This window comes from Vibrio rarus, assembly GCF_024347075.1.
Lineage (GTDB): Bacteria > Pseudomonadota > Gammaproteobacteria > Enterobacterales > Vibrionaceae > Vibrio > Vibrio rarus.
The window spans coordinates 369,350-388,775 of sequence record NZ_AP024900.1 but is presented as its reverse complement, the minus strand read 5'-3'; the positions used below and the strand labels follow the sequence as shown (position 1 = coordinate 388,775).

Here is a 19,426-nt window from a genome sequence, read left to right as displayed (position 1 = left end):
TTTATTAACTTTTATTTGCGTCAGGCGGCACATTCAAAATTTGTAATGCCCCCTTTAAAACTTCGGAGAATACTGGCGCAGCCACAGAACCGCCGTAATAATCATCACCTTGAGGTTCATTCACTACCACTACCAACGCCACCCTTGGATTACTGATAGGAGCGACGCCTGCGGTGATGGTTACATATTCATCACTATAGCCACCCGCTTTGGCTTTTCGAGAGGTACCGGTTTTAGCCCCAACTCGATAACCCGGTACCGCCGCTCGCGTTGCAGTACCGCCTTTGTGAGTCACCCCCTCAAGCATTTCGAGAACTTCTCGAACATGTTGCGGATCGGCTATCTGTTTGGCTTCTAGTTTTTTGCCATCCTTCACTATGTGAAGTGGTTTAAAACTGCCGTAACTTCCCAAAGTGGCATAGGCGTGAGCCAATTGTAATGGCGATACGGTTAACCCGTAACCAAAGGCTAAAGTGGCTATTTCAAACTTCGACCAGCGACGTCGATTAGGGAATAAACCTGTGGTTTCCCCAACAAGGTTAATCCCCGATGCCGAACCAAATCCAACCGATTGATACATGCCTAATAACGAATCTAATGGCATACCTAATGCTAAGTGAGTCACACCAATGTTACTGGACTTTTTAAGGATCGTTTTTAGATCCGCCTTGCCCACTTTGACACTATCGCGAACACGACTGCCACCAATGCGCATGATCCCATTACCCGTATCAATAATGGTATTGAGATCCGCAGTGCCATTATCTAAAGCGGCTAATACCACAAACGGTTTAACGGAAGATCCCGGCTCCAATGCATCGGTAATAGAGCGATTACGCATTCTAAATGTCTGCAATTGATCGCGAGTATTTGGGTTATAAGACGGTGAGTTCACCATTGCTAATATCCCACCGGTCTTCACATCAATGAGCACCACACTACCAGAGGTTGCTCTATGGTCAGCCACTGCTTGTTTAATCGCGCGATAAGAGATTGCTTGCAAGCGTTGATCTATGGTGAGTTGTAGAGGACTACCCTGCTTACTCTCCTTCATAGAAATGTTCTCTACTACGCGTCCATCTCTATCTTTGCGCACTTTGCGTGAACCGGCATGGCCTGATAACCATTTATCGTAGCTCTTCTCTACCCCTTCCAAGCCGTGACTATCAATCCCAGTTACGCCAACCACGTGTGCACTGACCTCACCTGTTGGATAGTAGCGACGGGACTCATCTCTTAAACCGACACCACGAAGCTTGAGCTCTTTAATGTATTTCGCCATCGCCGGGCTCACTTGGCGTTGCAAGTAAATAAAGCGACGGTTTTTATTTTTGTCGATTTGATGGATCAAGCTTTCTCTGTCTAAGTGAAGAACATCAGCTAGCGCATGCCAACGGGCAACATCCTGCAAGGCATCACCTTTAGTAAAGACAGTATGAGGATCGGCATAAACCGCCTCAACAGGAACACTCACCGCAATTTGTTCACCATTACGGTCGGAAATAATGCCGCGTGCAGAAGGCAGAGCTTTCACACGCACCGAACGCATGTCCCCTTGCTTTATCAAAGAGTCCGGTTCAATAACTTGGATATACGCCACGCGAACTAATAATGCCCCAAGCATGAACAAAATGAAGGCGATCACCATTTGATAGCGCCATTTAATAATACTGGTGTCTGCAGGTTCTAACCGTTTCGCAGCCACTTTTTTACGAACCGGCTTTTTGCTGCTTTTGGTGGCTTTTTTCTTAGGAGATTTCATTGCAGTTTAACTAGGACTTCCTTATCAGAGTCAGGACGTTTCATGTCGAGATCTGAGATAGCTATTTTTTGCACACGACTGTGTTCTGAAAGTGCATTTTCTTCAAGGATGAGGTTTCGCCACTCATCATCCAGTGTTTCACGCTGTTCCAGTGCCTGTTCTTTTTTTGAAATAACTTGGCGCGTCATCTGTGTGGTTAGCACTACCGTTATCGCACTAAAAAATAGCACGATTAACAACAGTAGAGGAACGCGACCTGCTGTCAGCATGTCGCGTAAAATGATTTTCCCTAATGGCGGTACATTAGTTTGAATCAAGGTTTCTGGTTTGCTCATAGTTTTTCCGCAATTCTCAGTACTGAGCTTCTTGCTCTAATATTTACATCCAATTCTGTAGTGGAGGGTTTAATGGCCTTGCTTACCGCTTTCATCGCCGCACTACCTAGAGCTCGAATCTGCTCTTCTGTCATCGGTATGCCATGAGGGACTTGTGGGCCACGGCTTTCTTTACGAATAAATTGCTTCACCATGCGGTCTTCTAAAGAGTGGAAGCTAATCACAGACAAACGCCCTTCTGGGGCTAAAATATCTTTAGCGCCATTTAACGCGGTGGCAATCTCATCTAATTCACTGTTGATGTAAATACGAAAGGCTTGGAAAGAGCGCGTTGCTGGGTGCTTCTTCTCTTTAAAACTTTTAGGGGCAGCTTCGGAGATCAGCTTGGCAAGTTGACCGGTGCGAAGTAGCGGCTCGTTTTCTTCATTTTCACGATACGCGACAATGGCTTTGGCTATTCGCCATGCATGCTTATCTTCACCAAACTCACGAATGACCCAAGTAATATCTTCTACATCCGCGTCCATTAACCACTGCGACACTGGAATGCCCGACGTTGGGTCCATACGCATATCTAGCGGGCCGTCTTTCATAAAGCTAAAGCCACGTTCCGCATCATCTAATTGCGGTGAAGATACCCCGAGATCCAATAACACACCGTCCACTTGTCCCACCAAAGATCGTTCTTCAGCGTATTCTTTCATACCAGAAAACGGACCATGGATGATGGTGAACCTAGGATCTTCAATTTTAGCGGCTTCGGCAATGGCTTGAGGATCCCTATCAATACTAAACAATCGACCGTTTTCACCCAATTTAGACAATATGGTTCGGCTATGACCGCCTCGACCAAAAGTGCCATCAATATAAGTGCCATCAGGCTTGATGTTTAAACCATCAATGGATTCTTCCAGTAAAACGGAGACGTGTTTAAAGGTATCGCTCATTACAAAAGCTCGGGTTAATTAGAGAACTATGAGCTTAGTGTACTGAAATAGTCTGATTTAGTCAGCGTTAGTCACTAAATTCACCAAATTATTACTTAAACAATGCAAAGGATTGCATTTAAAGAAAGGAGTGCACAAGAAAATTTGACCAATAGCAAAAAGCCCCGCTTTAAGGCGGGGCTTTTTTAAGAGGTGGAGCATACCTATAAGCAGGGAAGTATGAGCCACACCAAAAAACCTGGACACAGAATTAACGGAGTTTAACTGACAAATAAGGAACTAAACGGGCTTTCATCGGTGCATAACACCTTAAATTAAGTGATCAACCTCACGAGTAGGTATGAAAAATTGATTATTACACAATTTATACCCAAACAATCATCAGGACACTTAAGCTATTACAAATCAATAAGTTAGATGGGCAAATGGACTCCCGCCAGCCCACCACTAACATCAAGGTTGTCGGCATTATCTACCGTCGGAGTAATCCATATCGCAGTGATACCGAGAGATTTGAGATACGGCAGCTTGTTGATCAAACCTCTAGTGTCACCACCCACATACTTCTTGAGGTTGTTAGGGTCGTACGTCAATGGGTTATTACCACTGTTGTTTGTCGCATCGCCATCACTAAATCGATCTAAGAAGACGAAATAGATAGTTTCCAGCCTGAAATCGTCGCTGCTGTCAGCCGCGGTTTCTGCACTTATTGCTGGTGCCTAAAATCCGCCGCCTATGGCCAGCGTCGCAAGCAGAACGCTGCAAATCAGTATCCGTGTTGTCATTAGAGGTTCCCCGTTATTGTCATTAACTAAGCCGAGTAGGGTCGGCTGTGAATTAGGTTTTTTTCATTGTTAAAATCGAAGATATGGCAGAATTCAGTGTTGAGGTTGAATAGGAAAGTTCGCCCAATGTCTGCTGTCGTGATCGACTGATCTTGCACGCGAGCAATCAACTCGTTACCACCAACAGTGAAGTAGAGGTATTTTTCATTACCCAGATTCTCAACGACCGACAGCTTGCCTTCGAAGGTATTCAGTGTTTCATTCTCTTGTGCCAGTGAGATATGCTCCGGACGGATACCAAAGCAGACTGGGTTATCGACGTACTGTTCAAGCTCTGCTTGTATTGCTTTCGGGATAAGAATGCGGGCAGACGGTGCAATTTCGACGATAAGATTCTCGCCATTACGACGCAGCGCTGTATCGACCAGGTTCATTGCCGGAGAGCCGATAAAGCTTGCGACAAAGCGATTAGCTGGGTAGTTGTAAAGGTTCACTGGCGTATCAACCTGCATGATTTTGCCCTGATTCAGAACACAAATACGGTCACCGAGCGTCAACGCTTCGGTCTGATCGTGGGTCACATAAATCATGGTTGCCGGATTGCCTTCATCCTTAAGAGACTGATGAAGCTGGGCGATTTTCACCCGCATAGACACACGCAGCTTGGCATCCAGATTCGATAGGGGCTCATCGAATAGAAATACATCCGGTTTACGAACAATAGCGCGACCAACCGCCACACGCTGACGCTGACCACCAGACATCTCTTTTGGTTTACGATAGAGCAGATCAGTGATTTCTAATTTCTCTGCCGCTTCTTCAACCATTCTCTTAATTTCATCTTTAGGCTTCTTCGCCATCTTTAGACCGAAAGCCATGTTGTCGAAAACTGTCTTGTGCGGGTAAAGAGCGTAATTTTGAAACACCATCGCGATTCCGCGATCTTTCGGTGGTAAATCATTGACTCTGCGATCACCTATATGAACATCACCAGATGAAATCGATTCAAGACCAGCAATCATTCTTAATGTGGTCGATTTAGCGCAGCCTGATGGGCCGACAAACACCATGAATTCACCTTCATTGATCTCGAGATCAATCCCGTGTACCGCCTTGAAGCCGTTGTCATACTGTTTTTCTACTTGTTTTAGGCTAACTGTTGCCATGGGTACTCCAAATAAAGTTTTATAAACTCATAACTTACGGCACAACCTTTGTGCATTAAGCGATGAACTTAAAGCCGCCAGAATAACTCTAGCGGCACGGTATTACTGACAAGTGGCAATCATGGCACGAATTGGCTTTTTATCTTCGCCAATTTGAATTGACCAGACATACTCGCCATCAGCAGGGATTTCGACCCGGGTGTTTTTAGCAAAACCACCGCGCTTCAAAGCGATTTCCTGATTGACGCCCATTTCGCGTCCCGACACTGTGAATTGCGGGTTCCAGTTCATGGTTGCAAACTGGACATTAACCACACCGGCTTTCTCTTGATGAACAACCTGATAGATGCCATTGCCCTTATGGCTCATTTCGCGATCTTCCAGGTGAATCCAATGACCTTGATCAAAGGTTCCGACTACAAACAGTGACGGACGAATCGGACCGCGATCCTCAACCGTTGGCAAATCACATTTCGCCAGCAGACTATCCGTATTCGTCGAGATAACTTGGTTGGTATTTTCACTGGTGCTGGAACAGCCAGCAGCAAAAACACTGAGTAACAGAGGTAGAATAACTTTTTTCATCATAAATCCTTAACAATTGAATTAGGCCTTATAGCCAGTGAATAAGCGTTTAAGCCAGTGGCTAGGCTGGTCAGATTTTGGCGTAGTTTTAGATTGTTTTTTGCTATCAAACTGGCGGGTAAGCTTGTTCAGCACCGCCAGGTTTTTGTAATAAGCACGAGCATCTTTGGCTGGGTACCCAAATAGATCGCTATGAGCAGGAAATGACTGGCTGACGCCTGATTTAGCTTTAATGACTGAGTGGTCACCGATAGTGATATGGCCAGCGGTGCCTGCCTGTCCGTGGACAATGACATGATGACCAAGAACTGTGTGTCCGGCTAAACCTACCTGAGAAACCAGCAGACAATGCTGGCCCACTTTGCAGTCATGACCAATCTGGACCAGGTTATCTATCTTAGTCCCTTTGCCAATCACGGTATTTCCCAGAGTGCCGCGATCTATGGTGTTGTTACAGCCGATCTCAACATCGTCCTCGATGATAACTCGTCCGACACTTTCCACTCGTTCAAATTCGCCATGTTGGCCATTCATATATTCGAAGCTGAAATTACCGATGGCGTTATTGGAGTCGATAGTAACGTTATTGCCAATCACCGTGCCCTCTTTAATCACCGTATTGGCATGAATAGCAACATTGTCGCCAATGGTCACACCATTCATGATTTTTACGCCAGGCATAAAGTGGCAGTTGTTGCCAATAGTGCAGTGCTTGCCGATATAGACATCGGGATTGTCTGAGGTATTACCCTGCTCAAACAGTTGATACTTATGTACTTTGTAATAACGTAGCAGGGCATTCAGTGTTTGCGCTTTAAGCGACTCAATCACTATCTTACATCTGGCGTTGCTGGTTAAAATGCTTGCAGGTCCTATGATCACGTCCGCTTTTGAACTTTCGATCATTTTGAGTTCAGCTTTAGAAAATACGATAGCTAATCCCCCTTCATCAAGGCTATTCAGCGGCACAACCGTATCCACAGTTAAACTCGGGTCACCATCTATCTGGCCGCCAATTAACTGGGCAATTTCTAAAACTGTGATCATAGGATTTCCTTAAGCAAATAAACGATTTTTACAAACGATAAATAGCCTGGAGAAAGAAGGTGTTCTGCTCAACGACCTTCTCCTCTCCAGCAAGCTGAGTGAAGGTTTCAGTATCTTTGGCCCACTCGTACTCACCTTTCAGCAACCAGTTATCACCGACAGACTGTTCGTAACCAATAGTGGCTTTACGAATATCTTTAAAGTACTCCTCTCCTGAAGCCCAACCTTGTGTATGTTTGGTTTCGTTTTCACCGTAACGAGCACGAACGTATAAGGTGCCAGCATCTTCAAAGCTGTACTGCACGATTGGCTCAACATACTTTTCAGTAAAGTCACTCATTTCGTTAATTGAGCCATCACTGTTATGCGCTTTGTTGTCTTTAACCTGGTAGTAGAACTCTACACCCAACTCCCAGTTACCAAAACGTTTATAGGGCCTAACTAACACCGAGTAACCTTCTTCAACTCGAGTACCCCACGCCGATTTATCTTCATCGTTGTAGAGGTATTCAAGGTTGGACTGGAAGCCTCCATCGTACTTATTGCTGTAAAAGTTGAAATAAGGGCGAATGCTGTGTTCTGCATTGGTAGTACGCAGGTTGCTCACGCCAGCAGTGGTCGCAATAGTACCCAGTGAGTATTCAAGGTCATAGATAACGCCAGTTTCAAAACCGTTCGGTAATGAGAACTTTTTATTAATCGAAATCAGGTGCTTATAACCATCTTCCGTTTCCGTGTACGAGCGATCCTGACTGCGTTTAACACGGTCAGTCAGCTTAAAAGCGTACAAAGACGAGAAGTTCCAGTGGGCGTTTTTATAAAACAGTCCCATCACTTCATGGGTGGTAGTGCGTTCATTTTCTGTCTGCCCCCCCCAGGTTTTGAAGTTGGTAATATCTTTGTCTTCAATTTCAATCGACGTTCCAACATGGCCGCCAAAATCTAAGGCTTGAGTTAGAATATTACCGCCCATTTGTTGGGGAGCAGGTCCATGTTCCACAGCAAAAGCAGCAGGTGCAGAGCTCAGAGCGCAAGCAATACTGAGCGAGAGTACAGTCCTATTCACAGTGTTTCCTTAACCTCATAGAGGTGGATTCTATTGATATTAATCGGATTTAAAGTAGTAGTTCAGCCTGAACGCCTAGCCATTGTTCTGCATCTGAGTATTATTTGCTCGCTGAATGGGATTTAAATGAGATGTCGGTCACTCGAATCCGGACAATAATTTGAAGTTAGTCACTAAAAACAGTGATCAATTCGAGTTGATAGCCATTAAAAACAAAACTAACAATAAGAATACAAGCAAGACAAAACCGGCTTCAACCCGTTGTAAAACAAGCACTTTAGTCGACTCAGATCACACTTAGACGCTATTTTAAGCAGTTTTCAATTGACTAAAATCTCTATCCGCCTCAATTTAGTAGTATATCGTGAACTACTAAATTGGATGCAGCAATGAAAACCAAGTTATTGACCAGTCAAATACTGCTCACCACTCTTGTTGGCGCCACTGCCATGGCACAGCCGATTGAACCGGAACCAGGCGCAAATCTGTTAGTCTGGACCGATCACACAACCGTCGATTACATGAAGTACGCCGCCAACCAGTTCAATCAGGATTCGGGCTATGAGGTGGCGTTCACTTTCCGTGGACTGGCACCGATTGATGCCGCTTCACGATTAATTCAGGATGGAGGCTCAGCTCGAGTCGCTGATGTGGCTGAAATTGAGCATGACCTGCTTGGTCGCTTAGTCGTAGCCGGTGGTGCGATGGAAAATCTGGTCTCTGCTGACCACATCAACGCCCACTTCTTACAAAGTGCGGTCAACGCAGCAAATTCTGAGGGTAAAAGCTACGGCTTCCCGGTAAGTTTTGCCACTATCGCTCTGTTCTACAACAAGGATCTTCTGCCACAGGCTCCTGAGTCTTTTGAACAGATCATTGAGTTCTCTAAGTCATTTAATGACACCAAAGAGCACAAATATGCCCTGCTTTGGGACGTGCAGAATTACTATGAATCACGCATGTTCCTGACCCTATATGGAGCTTACGAATTTGGCGATAACGGCACCAATGCCAAAGATATCGGCATCGCCTCGGAGCAAGCACAGCAAGGCTTAGAAGCGATGAAAAAGCTACAGGCCGCAAACAGTGCTAACCCAATGGATATGCGTAACCCTCAGGTAAGACGAGGTTTGTTCAGTGAAGGTAAGGTCGCAGCAATCATCGATGGTCCGTGGGCAATTCAAGGCTACGAGGCTTCCGGAGTGAACTATGGCGTCATTCCAATTCCAACTCTAGATGGCAAGAAACCACGAACCTTCTCAACAGTTCGTCTGGCGGTCGTTTCTTCTTTCACCAACTATCCTAAAGCCGCTCAACTTTTTGCCAGCTACCTAAGTAGCGATAAGATGCTTAAAAAACGCTACGAGATGACGAAATCGATCCCACCAGTTCAGGCTGTTATGGAGGAAATCATCGACGATGCTGATGAAGCTACTTATGCGATCATCGGTCAGGGTTACTTCGCCGACGCTATGCCGTCAATTCCTGAAATGGGTTACTTGTGGTCACCAATGGCAAGTGCCATGACTTCATTATGGGTCAATGACAAGTCACCAGAGAAGGTGTTAAAGCGTGCCGTGTCAGTGATCAAAGAACAGATCAGTTTACAGGAGTAAGAGATGTTGTTGTCTCAAACTCGAATGCAACCAATGATCAACGCTTCAGTTCTTATCATGGGCCTGACGCAAATGCGTCAGGGCCATTGGGTAAAAGGCTTGGTCTGGTTGTTCATTCAGCTACTTTTTATCTTTAACATTCCAGAGCTTAGCCTAGCGTTAAAGCAGCTCATTACTCTCGGCGATGTGGCTCAGACACGCGAAGGCTTCACCATCATTCAGGGCGATCACTCTGTCTTCCTGTTGGTTGAAGGTGTGATTGCTCTGATCGCGGTGTTTGTTTTTCTTTGCCTTTACGCACTTAACATCAATGATGCCAAGTCCTGCCAGCCTTGTCAGGTTTCAGCGTCCGAGCAGATCAAAGCGATATATGACCGACAGTTTGCTTTGCTGGTTCTTTCTCCGGCAATGTTAACCAGTATCGCCTTTATCATTATGCCGATTGTCATCACCGTACTGGTCTCATTTACCAACTACTCAGCGCCTTATCATATTCCGCCACGGAACTTGGTTGACTGGGTCGGGTTTAAGAACTTTATCGCCCTGTTTGAATTGCGAATTTGGTCGAATACCTTTATTGGCGTAGCAACCTGGACAGTGATGTGGGCCATTCTGGCGACTATCTGTACCTGTGGTTTTGGTTTTGTGCTGGCACTGGCGTTGTCCAACAAGAACATCAAAGCAAAAAAAGCGTGGCGCTTCGTTTTTATCTTGCCTTATGCGATTCCCGCTTTCGTTACTCTGCTGATGTTCCGACTGCTATTAAATGGTGTCGGTCCGGTCAATACGACCCTGAATAGCTGGGGCTTTGATTCCGTTGCTTTTCTCTCCGATCCATGGATGGCGAAAGTCACGGTGATAGCGGTCAGCGTCTGGGTCGGTGCTCCCTACTTCATGCTGCTTATTTCAGGAGCCTTAACCAACATTCCTCAAGACCTTTATGAGGCTAGTGAGGTCGATGGCGCCAACAAGTTCCAGCAGTTCAGGGAAATCACCCTCCCGATGGTGTTGCATCAGGTCGCTCCTTCTCTGGTGATGACGTTTGCCCATAACTTCAATAACTTTGGCGCAATTTTCCTGTTAACCGCAGGCGGACCGATCAATCCAGAGTACCGATTTGCAGGGCATACCGACATCTTAATTACCTGGATTTACAAACTCACACTCGACTTCCAGCAGTACCAAATCGCCTCTGTGATTTCGATAATTATTTTCTTGTTCTTGTCAGTGATTGCGATCTGGCAGTTCCGACGGATGTCTTCGTTTAACGATGATGTGGGGATGAAGTAATGAAGTTTCTGTTGCAAAAATTAGCCACAGGTTTGGTCTATCTGTTCCTGTTAACCAATGCATTACTGGTTTTAGGACCGGTTATCTGGACAGTATTGGCGTCCTTCAAACCGGGTAGCAATATGTTCAGCTCTTCGTTTTCTGGCTGGAGCTTTTCACTAGAGCATTATGTGGCGCTGTTTCAGGATACCCCTTACCTGCAGTGGTATCTCAACACCTTCGCTCTGGCAACGGCGAATATGCTGATTTCTCTGGTGGTGGTCACCATGACTGCTTACGTGTTCTCACGCTATCGATTTAAAGGCAAACGCAATGTCTTGATGGGGGTGCTGGTATTGCAGATGTTCCCTGCTTTCTTATCGATGACAGCGATTTATATCCTGCTATCGAAACTCAACCTGATCGATACCTATGCCGGTTTGTTGTTTGTCTACGTCGCTGGCTCGTTACCGTTTATGACTTGGCTAGTGAAGGGCTACTTTGACGCGATTCCGACTTCGCTCGATGAGGCAGCAAAAATCGACGGTGCAGGGCATATGACTATTTTTATCGAGATCATCTTACCTCTGGCGAGGCCGATCTTGGTATTTGTCGCTCTCGTGTCATTTACTGGCCCGTGGATGGACTTCATTCTGCCAACTCTGATCTTACGCAGTGAAGAAAAAATGACTCTGGCTATTGGTATTTTCAGTTGGATCACCTCTAACTCGGCCGAAAACTTTACTCTGTTTGCCGCCGGCTCTCTGCTGGTAGCAATACCGATCACTCTGCTTTTTGTCGCGACTCAAAAACACATCACCACAGGCTTAGTGAGTGGTGCAGTAAAAGAATAACAACAGGATCGAATTTATGATTACCCGAAGCTCACTAACACATACACTGAAAAGTGCCGACAGCTACGCTTACGATGAGCAGACTCTGCACCTGAGACTTAAATGTGCCAAAGACGAAGTTGAGCGCGTTAGCTTATGGATAGGTGACCCTTATCACTGGGCAGAAGGAGGCTTAGACGGTGGTAACCTCGGCGGCAGCGATGCTCATGGCTGGGTCGGTGGCAACGAAGTTGTAATGGAACGAGAAGGTGTCACCGAACATCACGACCACTGGTTTGCGCAATTTATACCGCCTAAACGCCGCAGTCGTTACGGTTTTATTCTCTACGGAAAAGATGGTGAAAAAATACTGTTTGGCGAGAAACGTACCGTTGATTTAGACAGCAAGGCAGCGGAAGAAATTGAGCTTAGCAATCTGAGTAATTTCTTCTGCTTCCCTTATATCAACCCAAAAGATGTTCTGGTCACTCCACAATGGGCCAAGTCAACCGTTTGGTATCAGATCTTCCCTGAACGATTTGCCAACGGCAGACCAGAAATAAGTCCGAAAAATGCTGAGCCATGGGGAAGCGTACCAACCTCAAGTAACTTTATGGGCGGTGACTTATGGGGCGTAATCGAACATATCGATTATCTGAAAAATTTGGGGGTCAACGGACTCTATCTGTGCCCAGTTTTTACTGCCAATACCAGCCATAAGTACGACACGGTTGATTACTTCAATGTCGATCCTCACTTTGGCGGTAATGAAGCATTCAGAGCTCTGATTAAAGAGGCGCATGATCGAGGCATGAAAGTTATGCTCGACGCGGTGTTCAATCACATCGGCGATCAACACCCGTTCTGGTTAGACGTGGTTAAAAACGGCGAAAAATCTCAATACGCAGACTGGTTCTGGATCAATCAGTTCCCCGTTTATCCCGACACTGACAAATCGAAGTGGGACTGCTGGAACTTCAACTACGAAACGTTTGGCAACGTACTTGAGATGCCAAAACTCAACACTGAACATCAGCCATGTCGTGAATACCTGTTAGATGTCGCTCGCTACTGGGTAGAAGAGTTCGACATCGACGGCTGGAGACTGGATGTCGCCAATGAAGTTGACCACCAGTTCTGGCGTGAGTTTCGCAACGTAGTTAAGCAGGTAAAACCAGACTGCTACATTCTGGGGGAGATTTGGCACGAAGGTATGCCATGGTTGCGTGGTGATCAGTTCGATTCGTTAATGAACTACCCTATGACTCAGGCCATTACCGATTACTTTGCCCTTGATGCTCATAACAAACAGCAGTTTATGGAGACAGTCACCAGCGCTTATCTGGCTTATCCACGCAACGTTAATGAAGCGATGTTTAATTTACTTGAAAGCCACGATACCACCCGCCTGATTAGTCTTTGCGGTAACGATCTTCGTCGGGCGAAGCTAGCGTATCTGTTTATGTTCACTCAATCTGGCGCTCCCTGTATTTACTATGGCGGCGAAGTCGCGATGGAAGGGAGAAAAGGCATGGGACTTGAAGATAATCGCCGCTGTATGAACTGGTCTCCAAACCAGACTGAACTCGATTTCAAAATCTTCATTGAACAAATGATCGAGTTAAGAAAAAGCGATGACAGCTTTAATCAACCATACATCGACTGGATAGAGACTCATCATCCTAGCGTTGTCGGCTATCAACGCGGCTCAAGACGCTTCCTGATCAACAATAGCGATTCTCCGGCTAGCGTAACGCTAGATAATCGTGGCATCAGTTTATCTGCTTACGGTTACTGGTACGACTAAGCAAGGAGAAAGTATGCATCTGGAGATCTCAATAGATAAAGTTCAACTAAAGGCGACGATGCTTGATGAGCATCTCAATACTGTATATTTGAGTCAGCAAGGCCTCAATCAGACCGCGCTGAAAGTTAAACAGCTGGTGTTTCAGCTAGTCGAAAACTTTCAATGGGCATACAGTACATTCTGTTCGATTGGGTTAGCGATAACAGAGGAAGTTCAAATCTGGCTTGAGCGTCATCAATTGGCGTTATCCACCCTGATTGAACAGCACTATCGAATCCCTTGCAGCAAAAGTAACTTTATCGAAGCTGGTTTACAGAGTTCACCTGATGTCTTATCGCAGATAAAACTCAGAGAAGAGTTGTGCGTTGTACTCGATAACGAGTGCGAGCTCTACTCTTGCAGTAGAACTCGTCGAAGTATTTCTCAACGTACCATACGAGCGATTCCCTGCGCATATGTCGATCTTCCGGACTACGACTTTGTCCTTGATGGTCTCGTTACTAGCTGCAGTTGTGCGAATGAAGCGTGTACTGAACAGTTTGTTTCGGTTTCAGGATTGGAGCGACAGTATGAGCAAATCCTGCTTAAACGCCCCAATGTAAAAGAGATATTCTGCGCATTAGAATCAGGAGACCCTATTACCGCACGTACCTATCAACGCAACATCGATATGAGGCTAGCGTTCAAGCCTCATATCGAAAATAGCTTGCCCAGAAGTTTGCTAATACTTGGCAGCGTGTCGCGCTACTCCACTCTTACAAGTGACCTTAAGGTCACACTCAGTCGTTGTGGTAACAATGTGTCATTACCGGAAGCGTTAAGTTTGCCCTATGACGATTTTTCTCTTGCTCGCGGAGCAGTTCAAACAAAAGCGCAGCTACTTGCACCTCAAGTTAGGCTCTGAGCTTAACCAGTGATAATCTAACCAAAGTGGAACACAATATTGAATAATTTTAGAGGACAAACCGTGTCAGACTTGGTTACTAAGTTGATGAATTTTGGTTTTACGAAGACGGATTCCTTGGTCTATATCAACCTTCTAAAAAACGGTTGTGCCAGTGGCTACAAAATCGCGAAAGATATCTCTCTATCGCGTTCTTCTGTCTACTCTTCCATCGATAACCTATACAAAAATGGTTATATCTTTATGTCCGATGGAGACACGAAAGAGTACGAAGCCAAATCTCCAGAGCTTATCTTTAACCAAATCGAAAAGAGTACCGTAGAAAACATCCATATCCTTAAGAAAGAGTTGTCACGAATGATGATCACTGAGGAAAAAGAGTTTGTGTACAACGTCACTGGTATCGACAACTTAGTCCAGAAAGCCCAAGAGGTGATCGAGTTAGCTCAGGTAGAAATTTACCTCAACACCGACTTTCAACTTGACCCGAGATTCTCAGCAGAATTGATTGAGGCGGCTGAGCGTGGAGTGCGAATTATCACCTTCTCATTTAATCGCATCGCGGTACCTCATCCCAAAATTGAGCTCTACACTCGCTCAGATAATGAAGAGACCGCGTATCCTTCCCACCGCTTTATGATTGTTGCCGATATGAAACAGGGCTTAATGTTCTCTCATCGAGAAGAGACTGTAGGCTTATATACCAACAATCGTCTGTTGGTGAAAATGATTGCCGAGCATATTCACAGCGATATCTATCTCACTGAATACGAAAAGCTGGCACCGGATAAACGTGTGCGTATCGGTACTATACATGAACTGGACAATCCCATGGTTCATGACGATATGAAACGTCAGCCTCAGTAAATTACTAAAAAAGGTAGATATACAGGTGTCAAAAAGCCATTTAGACTAGAGGAAATCTGGCGAGTCAGAACTCGACTTGAGTTAAGTGATAACCTCATTGCGTTACCTTTACGGTTGACCAGGCTCTCTTTCGTATTATAAATCTGCCTGAACCTACAAAAAGCGTCTTAATGGGGGCGTGATCGGATTCAACCCCATTATTGAGGTACTTTACTTGTCGTTGCTCGACGTCCAATCGAAGTCGTCCCTCCTTCTTCAAGCGGGTAATTGCATTTGCATATGAGGAATGCTTGTCGGTGTTTAATGTTTGAAGCTGTAACTCTTTTGGATAGTGACACAGGCACCGCTTCAGGAACTGATAATTTATTGCGTTTATGGGAGAAATAAAAGTCTAGTGTCTCGCCTTGCTTGTTGATAGCCCGGTACAGATAATGCCATTTCCCTTTTACCTTGACGTAGGTTTCATCAACCTGCCACGAAGAGTCTGATTGCATAGCTTTCAAGTCTGAATTTTCTTTGTACGTCGTTTTATAGTTTGTAGTGGTACGCTTACCGTCCACTGGTCTATAGTAGAGAAATCAGTAAGCTCTTTGAAAAGCTCTTCTAGTTCGTTTGTGAGGTCTAATGGCATATTTAGGAAGCTATTTATGGCAGGTAATTTCTTAGTCACCTTATAGCATGCCATACTGTATGAGTCTGTATTTAATGAGCGAACTATTTCACTATTTTTGAATTTAAACTGGAGATACTGAGGGAGTTTTAAGCGAAAGTAATACGTTTGCTTACGCTGTTGAATGTATTTCATTGTGTACCTTTCTGTGTGACAGAGAAATACATGAGTAACAAACTTCAACGTAAACAAACACTTACGAATGAGGTGGAGCATACCTATAAGCCGGGTTCTGTATCCGCTTGCGCGGTGATAGCCATTCGTCTAGGCCAGCAATCGCTCACTGGCTCAAGCAACCTACCCGCTCCCTTACGCGAGCAACGCAATGTGGGAGCCTATTTGGTCTTGCTTCGGGTGGAGTTTACCCTGCTACGAACTGTTGCCAGTCGCACGGTGCGCTCTTACCGCACCCTTTCACCCTTACCTGTGCCCACTATTCGAAAATAAGGGCCATCGGCGGTTTTCTCTCTGCTGCACTTGTCGTGGGCTTGCGCCCCCCAGGCGTTACCTGGCACCCTGCTCTATGAAGCCCGGACTTTCCTCCCCTCCGTCAGTCTCCCTAAGGACATCAACGAAGCAGCGACTATCTGGTTAGCTCCGGGACGGATTGTACTGACAAAGAGTGCAGATGTCTAATCAAATAAAGCCTTAAGCTTTATAGGCTAATCTAAATGCTCCAATCCCCACTTATACAAGGCGTTCTTTTTCAGGCTATAAATTTCAGCAGTCAGTGCCGCTGCTTTTTTAAGAGGTAACTCTTTGGTCAAAATAGCCAAGGTACGACGCGCTTCTTCTGGAAGTTCATCACTGCTTTGCTCACGATAACCATGCACTAGCAACACCATTTCACCACGAATACGGTTGGCATCTTCCTCAAGCCAAGGAATCAACTCTCCCAATGGCAAACCTTGAATCGTCTCAAAGGTTTTTGTCAGCTCTCTTGCCAAAACCACTTGTCGCTCAGGACCAAACACCTGCAACATATCGGCTAATGAGTCCATGATTCTATGAGGGGACTCATAAAAGATACAAGTGCGCTCAACCTTAATCAGCTCTAAGAATCGGTCTTTACGCCCTTTGCTCTTCGGTGGTAAAAAACCTTCAAAGCTGAAACGGTCCGATGGCAAACCTGAAGCACTCAATGCGGTAATGACTGCACATGCTCCCGGTAGAGGCACAACACGAATACCGGCATGTCGGCACTGGTTGACTAAATGATAGCCAGGATCACTAATTAATGGCGTTCCTGCATCAGAAACTAGGGCGATGGTCTGCCCTTGTTGCAGTTTTTCAACTAATAACTGAGCTTTTTGTTGTTCATTATGATCATGCAAAGCAAAAGTGCGCGTCGCAATATTTAAGTGTGAAAGCAGTCGCCCAGTGTGACGCGTATCTTCAGCGGCTATAAGGTCTACGCCCTTTAAAACATCGATTGCACGCTGCGTTATATCCCCTAAATTTCCTATTGGAGTTGGGACGATATAGAGGGTTGCAGGCGAAGAATCAAAAGAATTGTTATCTGTCATTTGTTTACCGTCACTGTAGGGATTAATATAGAGGTAATTAATCCATAATTATTAAAGAACTCATGGCGCAAAAAAATCGATCTGGATACAGTGTATCACGCATTCTTACTCCCATTGCATTGTCCGTGCTTCTTGCGGCTTGTTCAAGTCCATCCTCTGACCCAGAGCTTGCACAGCAATCCAATATCCTCAATCAACCGACTCAAACTTCAGAGTACTACTTGATCAAGGCGGATTCCGCTGATGGCGAATTGCAAATAGATTGGCTCATTCTCTCGTTAAAAGCAGCAGTAAAAGAGAATAACATTGACTTAGCCAATCGCATTATTCAGCGACTTGCAAAGCAAAACATGAGTGAAGGACAGCAAGCTGAGTGGCAACTAGCCCGAGCTCAATTGCTGTTAAACGAGGAGCAACCTACCGATGCGTTGAAGCAACTTAACTTCCGTAACGAGTGGCGTCTCGAGTCTTCTCAATGGCAACGATACTATGAGCTTCGTTCAACCATTTATCAAGCCCTCTACCAACCACTAAAAGCGGCTCGTGAGCAAGTACTTAAAGCGGACTTTATTGCCGAAGATCAACAGCAAGCCAATGTTGAGCAAATTTGGGCGTTATTGACCAGCGCTACCGCTGATGAGCTTAAAGCCATGGTGGTGGCTGAAAATGAACAGGAGCTGCAAGGTTGGCGAAAACTGGCCATTTTACATCAGTCATACAGCCACAATGTTCCTAAGTTACAAAAATCTCTGCAGGCGTGGATTGATGCCAACATTCATCATCCAGCAGCACTCTACACCCCTAAAGAAATTTTAGATATTCTTGCCTTAGAGATTGTCCAACCAGAGAAAACAGCACTGGTGCTGCCTCTAAGTGGCAAATTTGCCAAACAAGCCTCGGTAATTAGAGACGGTTTTGTCTTTGCTATGATGCAAGATGAAAACCGCCTTCCAGATACGGATTATCTTATTATCGATAGTAACAAGAACAATCCACAACAGATTCAACAACAATTACAAGAGCAGGATGTGGACTTTATTGTTGGCCCACTCATGCGTAATACTATTGAGCAACTGCAAGATATTCAGCAACAAAGTTCTAGTCCAATCCCAATGCTAGCGCTTAACTTCCCTAAAGATATATTGGAAGATACCGATTTCTGCTACGTCACTCTTTCTCCGGAGCAAGAGGCAGCAGAAGCGGCTCAACACCTTGCAGAGTCAGGTGCTAAGTATCCACTGATTATTGCTCCTAGGGGCAGTTACGGTAAGCGTATGACCGCAGCGTTCAAAAAAGCATGGGAAGAAAATAACGAAACTAAGAGCTCTGTCTCCTACTTTACCTCAAAAAGCCAATTACAATATGCCGTAAATAATGTGTTTGGACTGCGAGCGAGTCAACGACGCATCACTCAAATGAACAGTCTAATGCATATGGAGATGGAGTCCGAAGAGCGTTCTCGTAGAGACATCGACGCTGTCTATATTGTTGCAGGTGACGCTGAGTTAAACCTCATTAAACCATTTATTAATGTGGCGATTAACCCTGAAGCGACACCACCTAAGCTATACGCAAACTCACTAAGCAATACCGGCATTAAACGACCTTCTCAGGATTTGTCTGGCGTAATCTATAGTGATATACCTATGTTGGTTGAACCAAACGAAGAGCTTGATTCTCAAATGTTAGAAGTTTGGGGGAAATCCAATAATCAACAAAAACGCTTACGCGCACTCGGTATGGATGCATACAGCTTGATTAATGCGTTACCAAATATGAAAATCAGTCCGGAGCACTCTATTAAAGGGCAAACTGGGGTACTTAGCATTAATGACCAGTGTGTCATTCAACGCCAGCTTAGCTGGGCTGAGTATGAGTCCATTAAGTAAGCTTGCCATAGGGCACCAATACGAGGCTGAAGCTCGACGCTACCTTGAACAGCAAGGCCTCGTATTTATTGAAAGTAATTTTCGGGTAAAATTTGGTGAAATAGACCTTATAATGCGCGATAACCAAGATATTATCTTCATTGAAGTAAAATATCGAAAGCAACACTATTTTGGTGGTGGTACCTATGCCGTCACCAAAAGCAAACAAGCAAAATTGAAGAAAACCGCGATGTTGTGGCTAAGTAAAAACAACTTACCCCTTAATCACACTTATTTTCGATTTGATGTGGTTTCTATTAGTAGTAACCCCACGCAAGTTGAATGGATACAAAACGCAATTGTCGAAGGATAG

The 19,426-nt window shown here is 45.1% G+C and carries 17 protein-coding genes, 1 other RNA gene and 3 pseudogenes; 9 read left to right on the top strand and 12 right to left on the bottom strand.

Features of this window, described 5'->3' with window-relative positions; all coding sequences use genetic code 11:
* Nucleotides 1-4: 4 nt before the first annotated feature.
* The 8 genes and pseudogenes from OCU56_RS01865 to OCU56_RS01830 all read right to left on the bottom strand — a co-directional run bounded on the left by OCU56_RS01865 (nucleotide 5) and on the right by OCU56_RS01830 (nucleotide 7,693).
* Nucleotides 5-1,762, bottom strand: a complete 1,758-nt coding sequence (locus tag OCU56_RS01865; protein ID WP_261873896.1) for a penicillin-binding transpeptidase domain-containing protein — start codon at nucleotides 1,760-1,762, stop codon at nucleotides 5-7.
* Nucleotides 1,759-2,079, bottom strand: coding sequence for a cell division protein FtsL (gene ftsL, locus OCU56_RS01860; RefSeq protein WP_261874749.1), 321 nt, complete (start codon nucleotides 2,077-2,079; stop codon nucleotides 1,759-1,761). Before ftsL ends, OCU56_RS01865 begins: the two co-directional genes overlap by 4 nt.
* 14 nt (nucleotides 2,080-2,093) lie before the next feature.
* On the bottom strand, nucleotides 2,094-3,044 hold the full coding sequence (gene rsmH, locus OCU56_RS01855) for a 16S rRNA (cytosine(1402)-N(4))-methyltransferase RsmH (RefSeq protein WP_261873895.1): 951 nt from the start codon (nucleotides 3,042-3,044) through the stop codon (nucleotides 2,094-2,096).
* A gap of 425 nt (nucleotides 3,045-3,469) precedes the next feature.
* Nucleotides 3,470-3,829: pseudogene (locus OCU56_RS01850) on the bottom strand (alpha-amylase family glycosyl hydrolase); the annotation flags it as partial.
* A gap of 26 nt (nucleotides 3,830-3,855) precedes the next feature.
* The gene (locus tag OCU56_RS01845) at nucleotides 3,856-4,995 is read right to left on the bottom strand and encodes an ABC transporter ATP-binding protein (protein WP_261873894.1); all 1,140 of its coding nucleotides are present in this window, start codon (nucleotides 4,993-4,995) and stop codon (nucleotides 3,856-3,858) included.
* Nucleotides 4,996-5,097: 102 nt separating this feature from the next.
* The gene (locus OCU56_RS01840) at nucleotides 5,098-5,583 is read right to left on the bottom strand and encodes a putative periplasmic lipoprotein (protein ID WP_261873893.1); all 486 of its coding nucleotides are present in this window, start codon (nucleotides 5,581-5,583) and stop codon (nucleotides 5,098-5,100) included.
* 18 nt (nucleotides 5,584-5,601) lie between these two features.
* On the bottom strand, nucleotides 5,602-6,627 hold the full coding sequence (gene lpxD, locus OCU56_RS01835) for a UDP-3-O-(3-hydroxymyristoyl)glucosamine N-acyltransferase (protein WP_261873892.1): 1,026 nt from the start codon (nucleotides 6,625-6,627) through the stop codon (nucleotides 5,602-5,604).
* A 28-nt stretch (nucleotides 6,628-6,655) separates the two neighbouring features.
* Nucleotides 6,656-7,693 carry a porin gene (locus tag OCU56_RS01830; protein WP_261873891.1) on the bottom strand — a complete coding sequence of 346 codons (1,038 nt, stop codon included), beginning with the start codon at nucleotides 7,691-7,693 and terminating at the stop codon, nucleotides 6,656-6,658.
* Between the two features lie 389 nt (nucleotides 7,694-8,082).
* Between OCU56_RS01830 and OCU56_RS01825 the strand changes: the two genes are divergently transcribed.
* The 7 genes and pseudogenes from OCU56_RS01825 to OCU56_RS01795 all read left to right on the top strand — a co-directional run.
* Nucleotides 8,083-9,309: a sugar ABC transporter substrate-binding protein gene (locus OCU56_RS01825; protein ID WP_261873890.1), complete on the top strand. Its 1,227-nt coding sequence runs from the start codon at nucleotides 8,083-8,085 to the stop codon at nucleotides 9,307-9,309.
* Nucleotides 9,310-9,312: 3 nt separating this feature from the next.
* Entirely contained in the window at nucleotides 9,313-10,599 is a 1,287-nt protein-coding gene (locus tag OCU56_RS01820) for a carbohydrate ABC transporter permease (RefSeq protein ID WP_261873889.1), read from the top strand.
* Nucleotides 10,599-11,432, top strand: a complete 834-nt coding sequence (locus OCU56_RS01815; protein ID WP_261873888.1) for a sugar ABC transporter permease — start codon at nucleotides 10,599-10,601, stop codon at nucleotides 11,430-11,432. Before OCU56_RS01820 ends, OCU56_RS01815 begins: the two co-directional genes overlap by 1 nt.
* 16 nt (nucleotides 11,433-11,448) lie before the next feature.
* A complete protein-coding gene (locus OCU56_RS01810; protein WP_261873887.1) occupies nucleotides 11,449-13,218 on the top strand; it encodes a glycoside hydrolase family 13 protein in 1,770 nt (589 codons plus the stop codon).
* Between the two features lie 13 nt (nucleotides 13,219-13,231).
* A complete protein-coding gene (locus OCU56_RS01805; protein ID WP_261873886.1) occupies nucleotides 13,232-14,122 on the top strand; it encodes an ROK family protein in 891 nt (296 codons plus the stop codon).
* A 63-nt stretch (nucleotides 14,123-14,185) separates the two neighbouring features.
* Nucleotides 14,186-14,989, top strand: coding sequence for a TrmB family transcriptional regulator (locus OCU56_RS01800; RefSeq protein ID WP_261874748.1), 804 nt, complete (start codon nucleotides 14,186-14,188; stop codon nucleotides 14,987-14,989).
* Nucleotides 14,990-15,100: pseudogene (locus tag OCU56_RS01795) on the top strand (integrase); the annotation flags it as partial.
* On the opposite strand, the pseudogene OCU56_RS01790 reads toward OCU56_RS01795, so the two are convergent.
* From OCU56_RS01790 to rsmI, 4 genes and pseudogenes are all read right to left on the bottom strand, one after another.
* Nucleotides 15,096-15,483, bottom strand: a pseudogene (locus tag OCU56_RS01790) (IS6 family transposase); the annotation flags it as partial. The pseudogenes OCU56_RS01795 and OCU56_RS01790 sit on opposite strands and share 5 nt — an antisense overlap.
* Nucleotides 15,484-15,488: 5 nt before the next feature.
* Nucleotides 15,489-15,794 (bottom strand): DUF6538 domain-containing protein, encoded by a 306-nt coding sequence (locus OCU56_RS17480; protein ID WP_390904844.1) that lies wholly within the window; start codon nucleotides 15,792-15,794, stop codon nucleotides 15,489-15,491.
* Nucleotides 15,795-15,864: 70 nt separating this feature from the next.
* An RNA gene (gene rnpB, locus OCU56_RS01785) (RNase P RNA component class A) lies at nucleotides 15,865-16,258 on the bottom strand.
* Between the two features lie 63 nt (nucleotides 16,259-16,321).
* Entirely contained in the window at nucleotides 16,322-17,185 is an 864-nt protein-coding gene (gene rsmI / locus OCU56_RS01780) for a 16S rRNA (cytidine(1402)-2'-O)-methyltransferase (protein WP_261873885.1), read from the bottom strand.
* A gap of 62 nt (nucleotides 17,186-17,247) precedes the next feature.
* On the opposite strand from rsmI, the gene OCU56_RS01775 reads away from it, so the two are divergent.
* On the top strand, nucleotides 17,248-19,074 hold the full coding sequence (locus OCU56_RS01775; protein ID WP_261873884.1) for a penicillin-binding protein activator: 1,827 nt from the start codon (nucleotides 17,248-17,250) through the stop codon (nucleotides 19,072-19,074).
* Nucleotides 19,058-19,426, top strand: coding sequence for a YraN family protein (locus OCU56_RS01770; protein ID WP_261873883.1), 369 nt, complete (start codon nucleotides 19,058-19,060; stop codon nucleotides 19,424-19,426). Before OCU56_RS01775 ends, OCU56_RS01770 begins: the two co-directional genes overlap by 17 nt.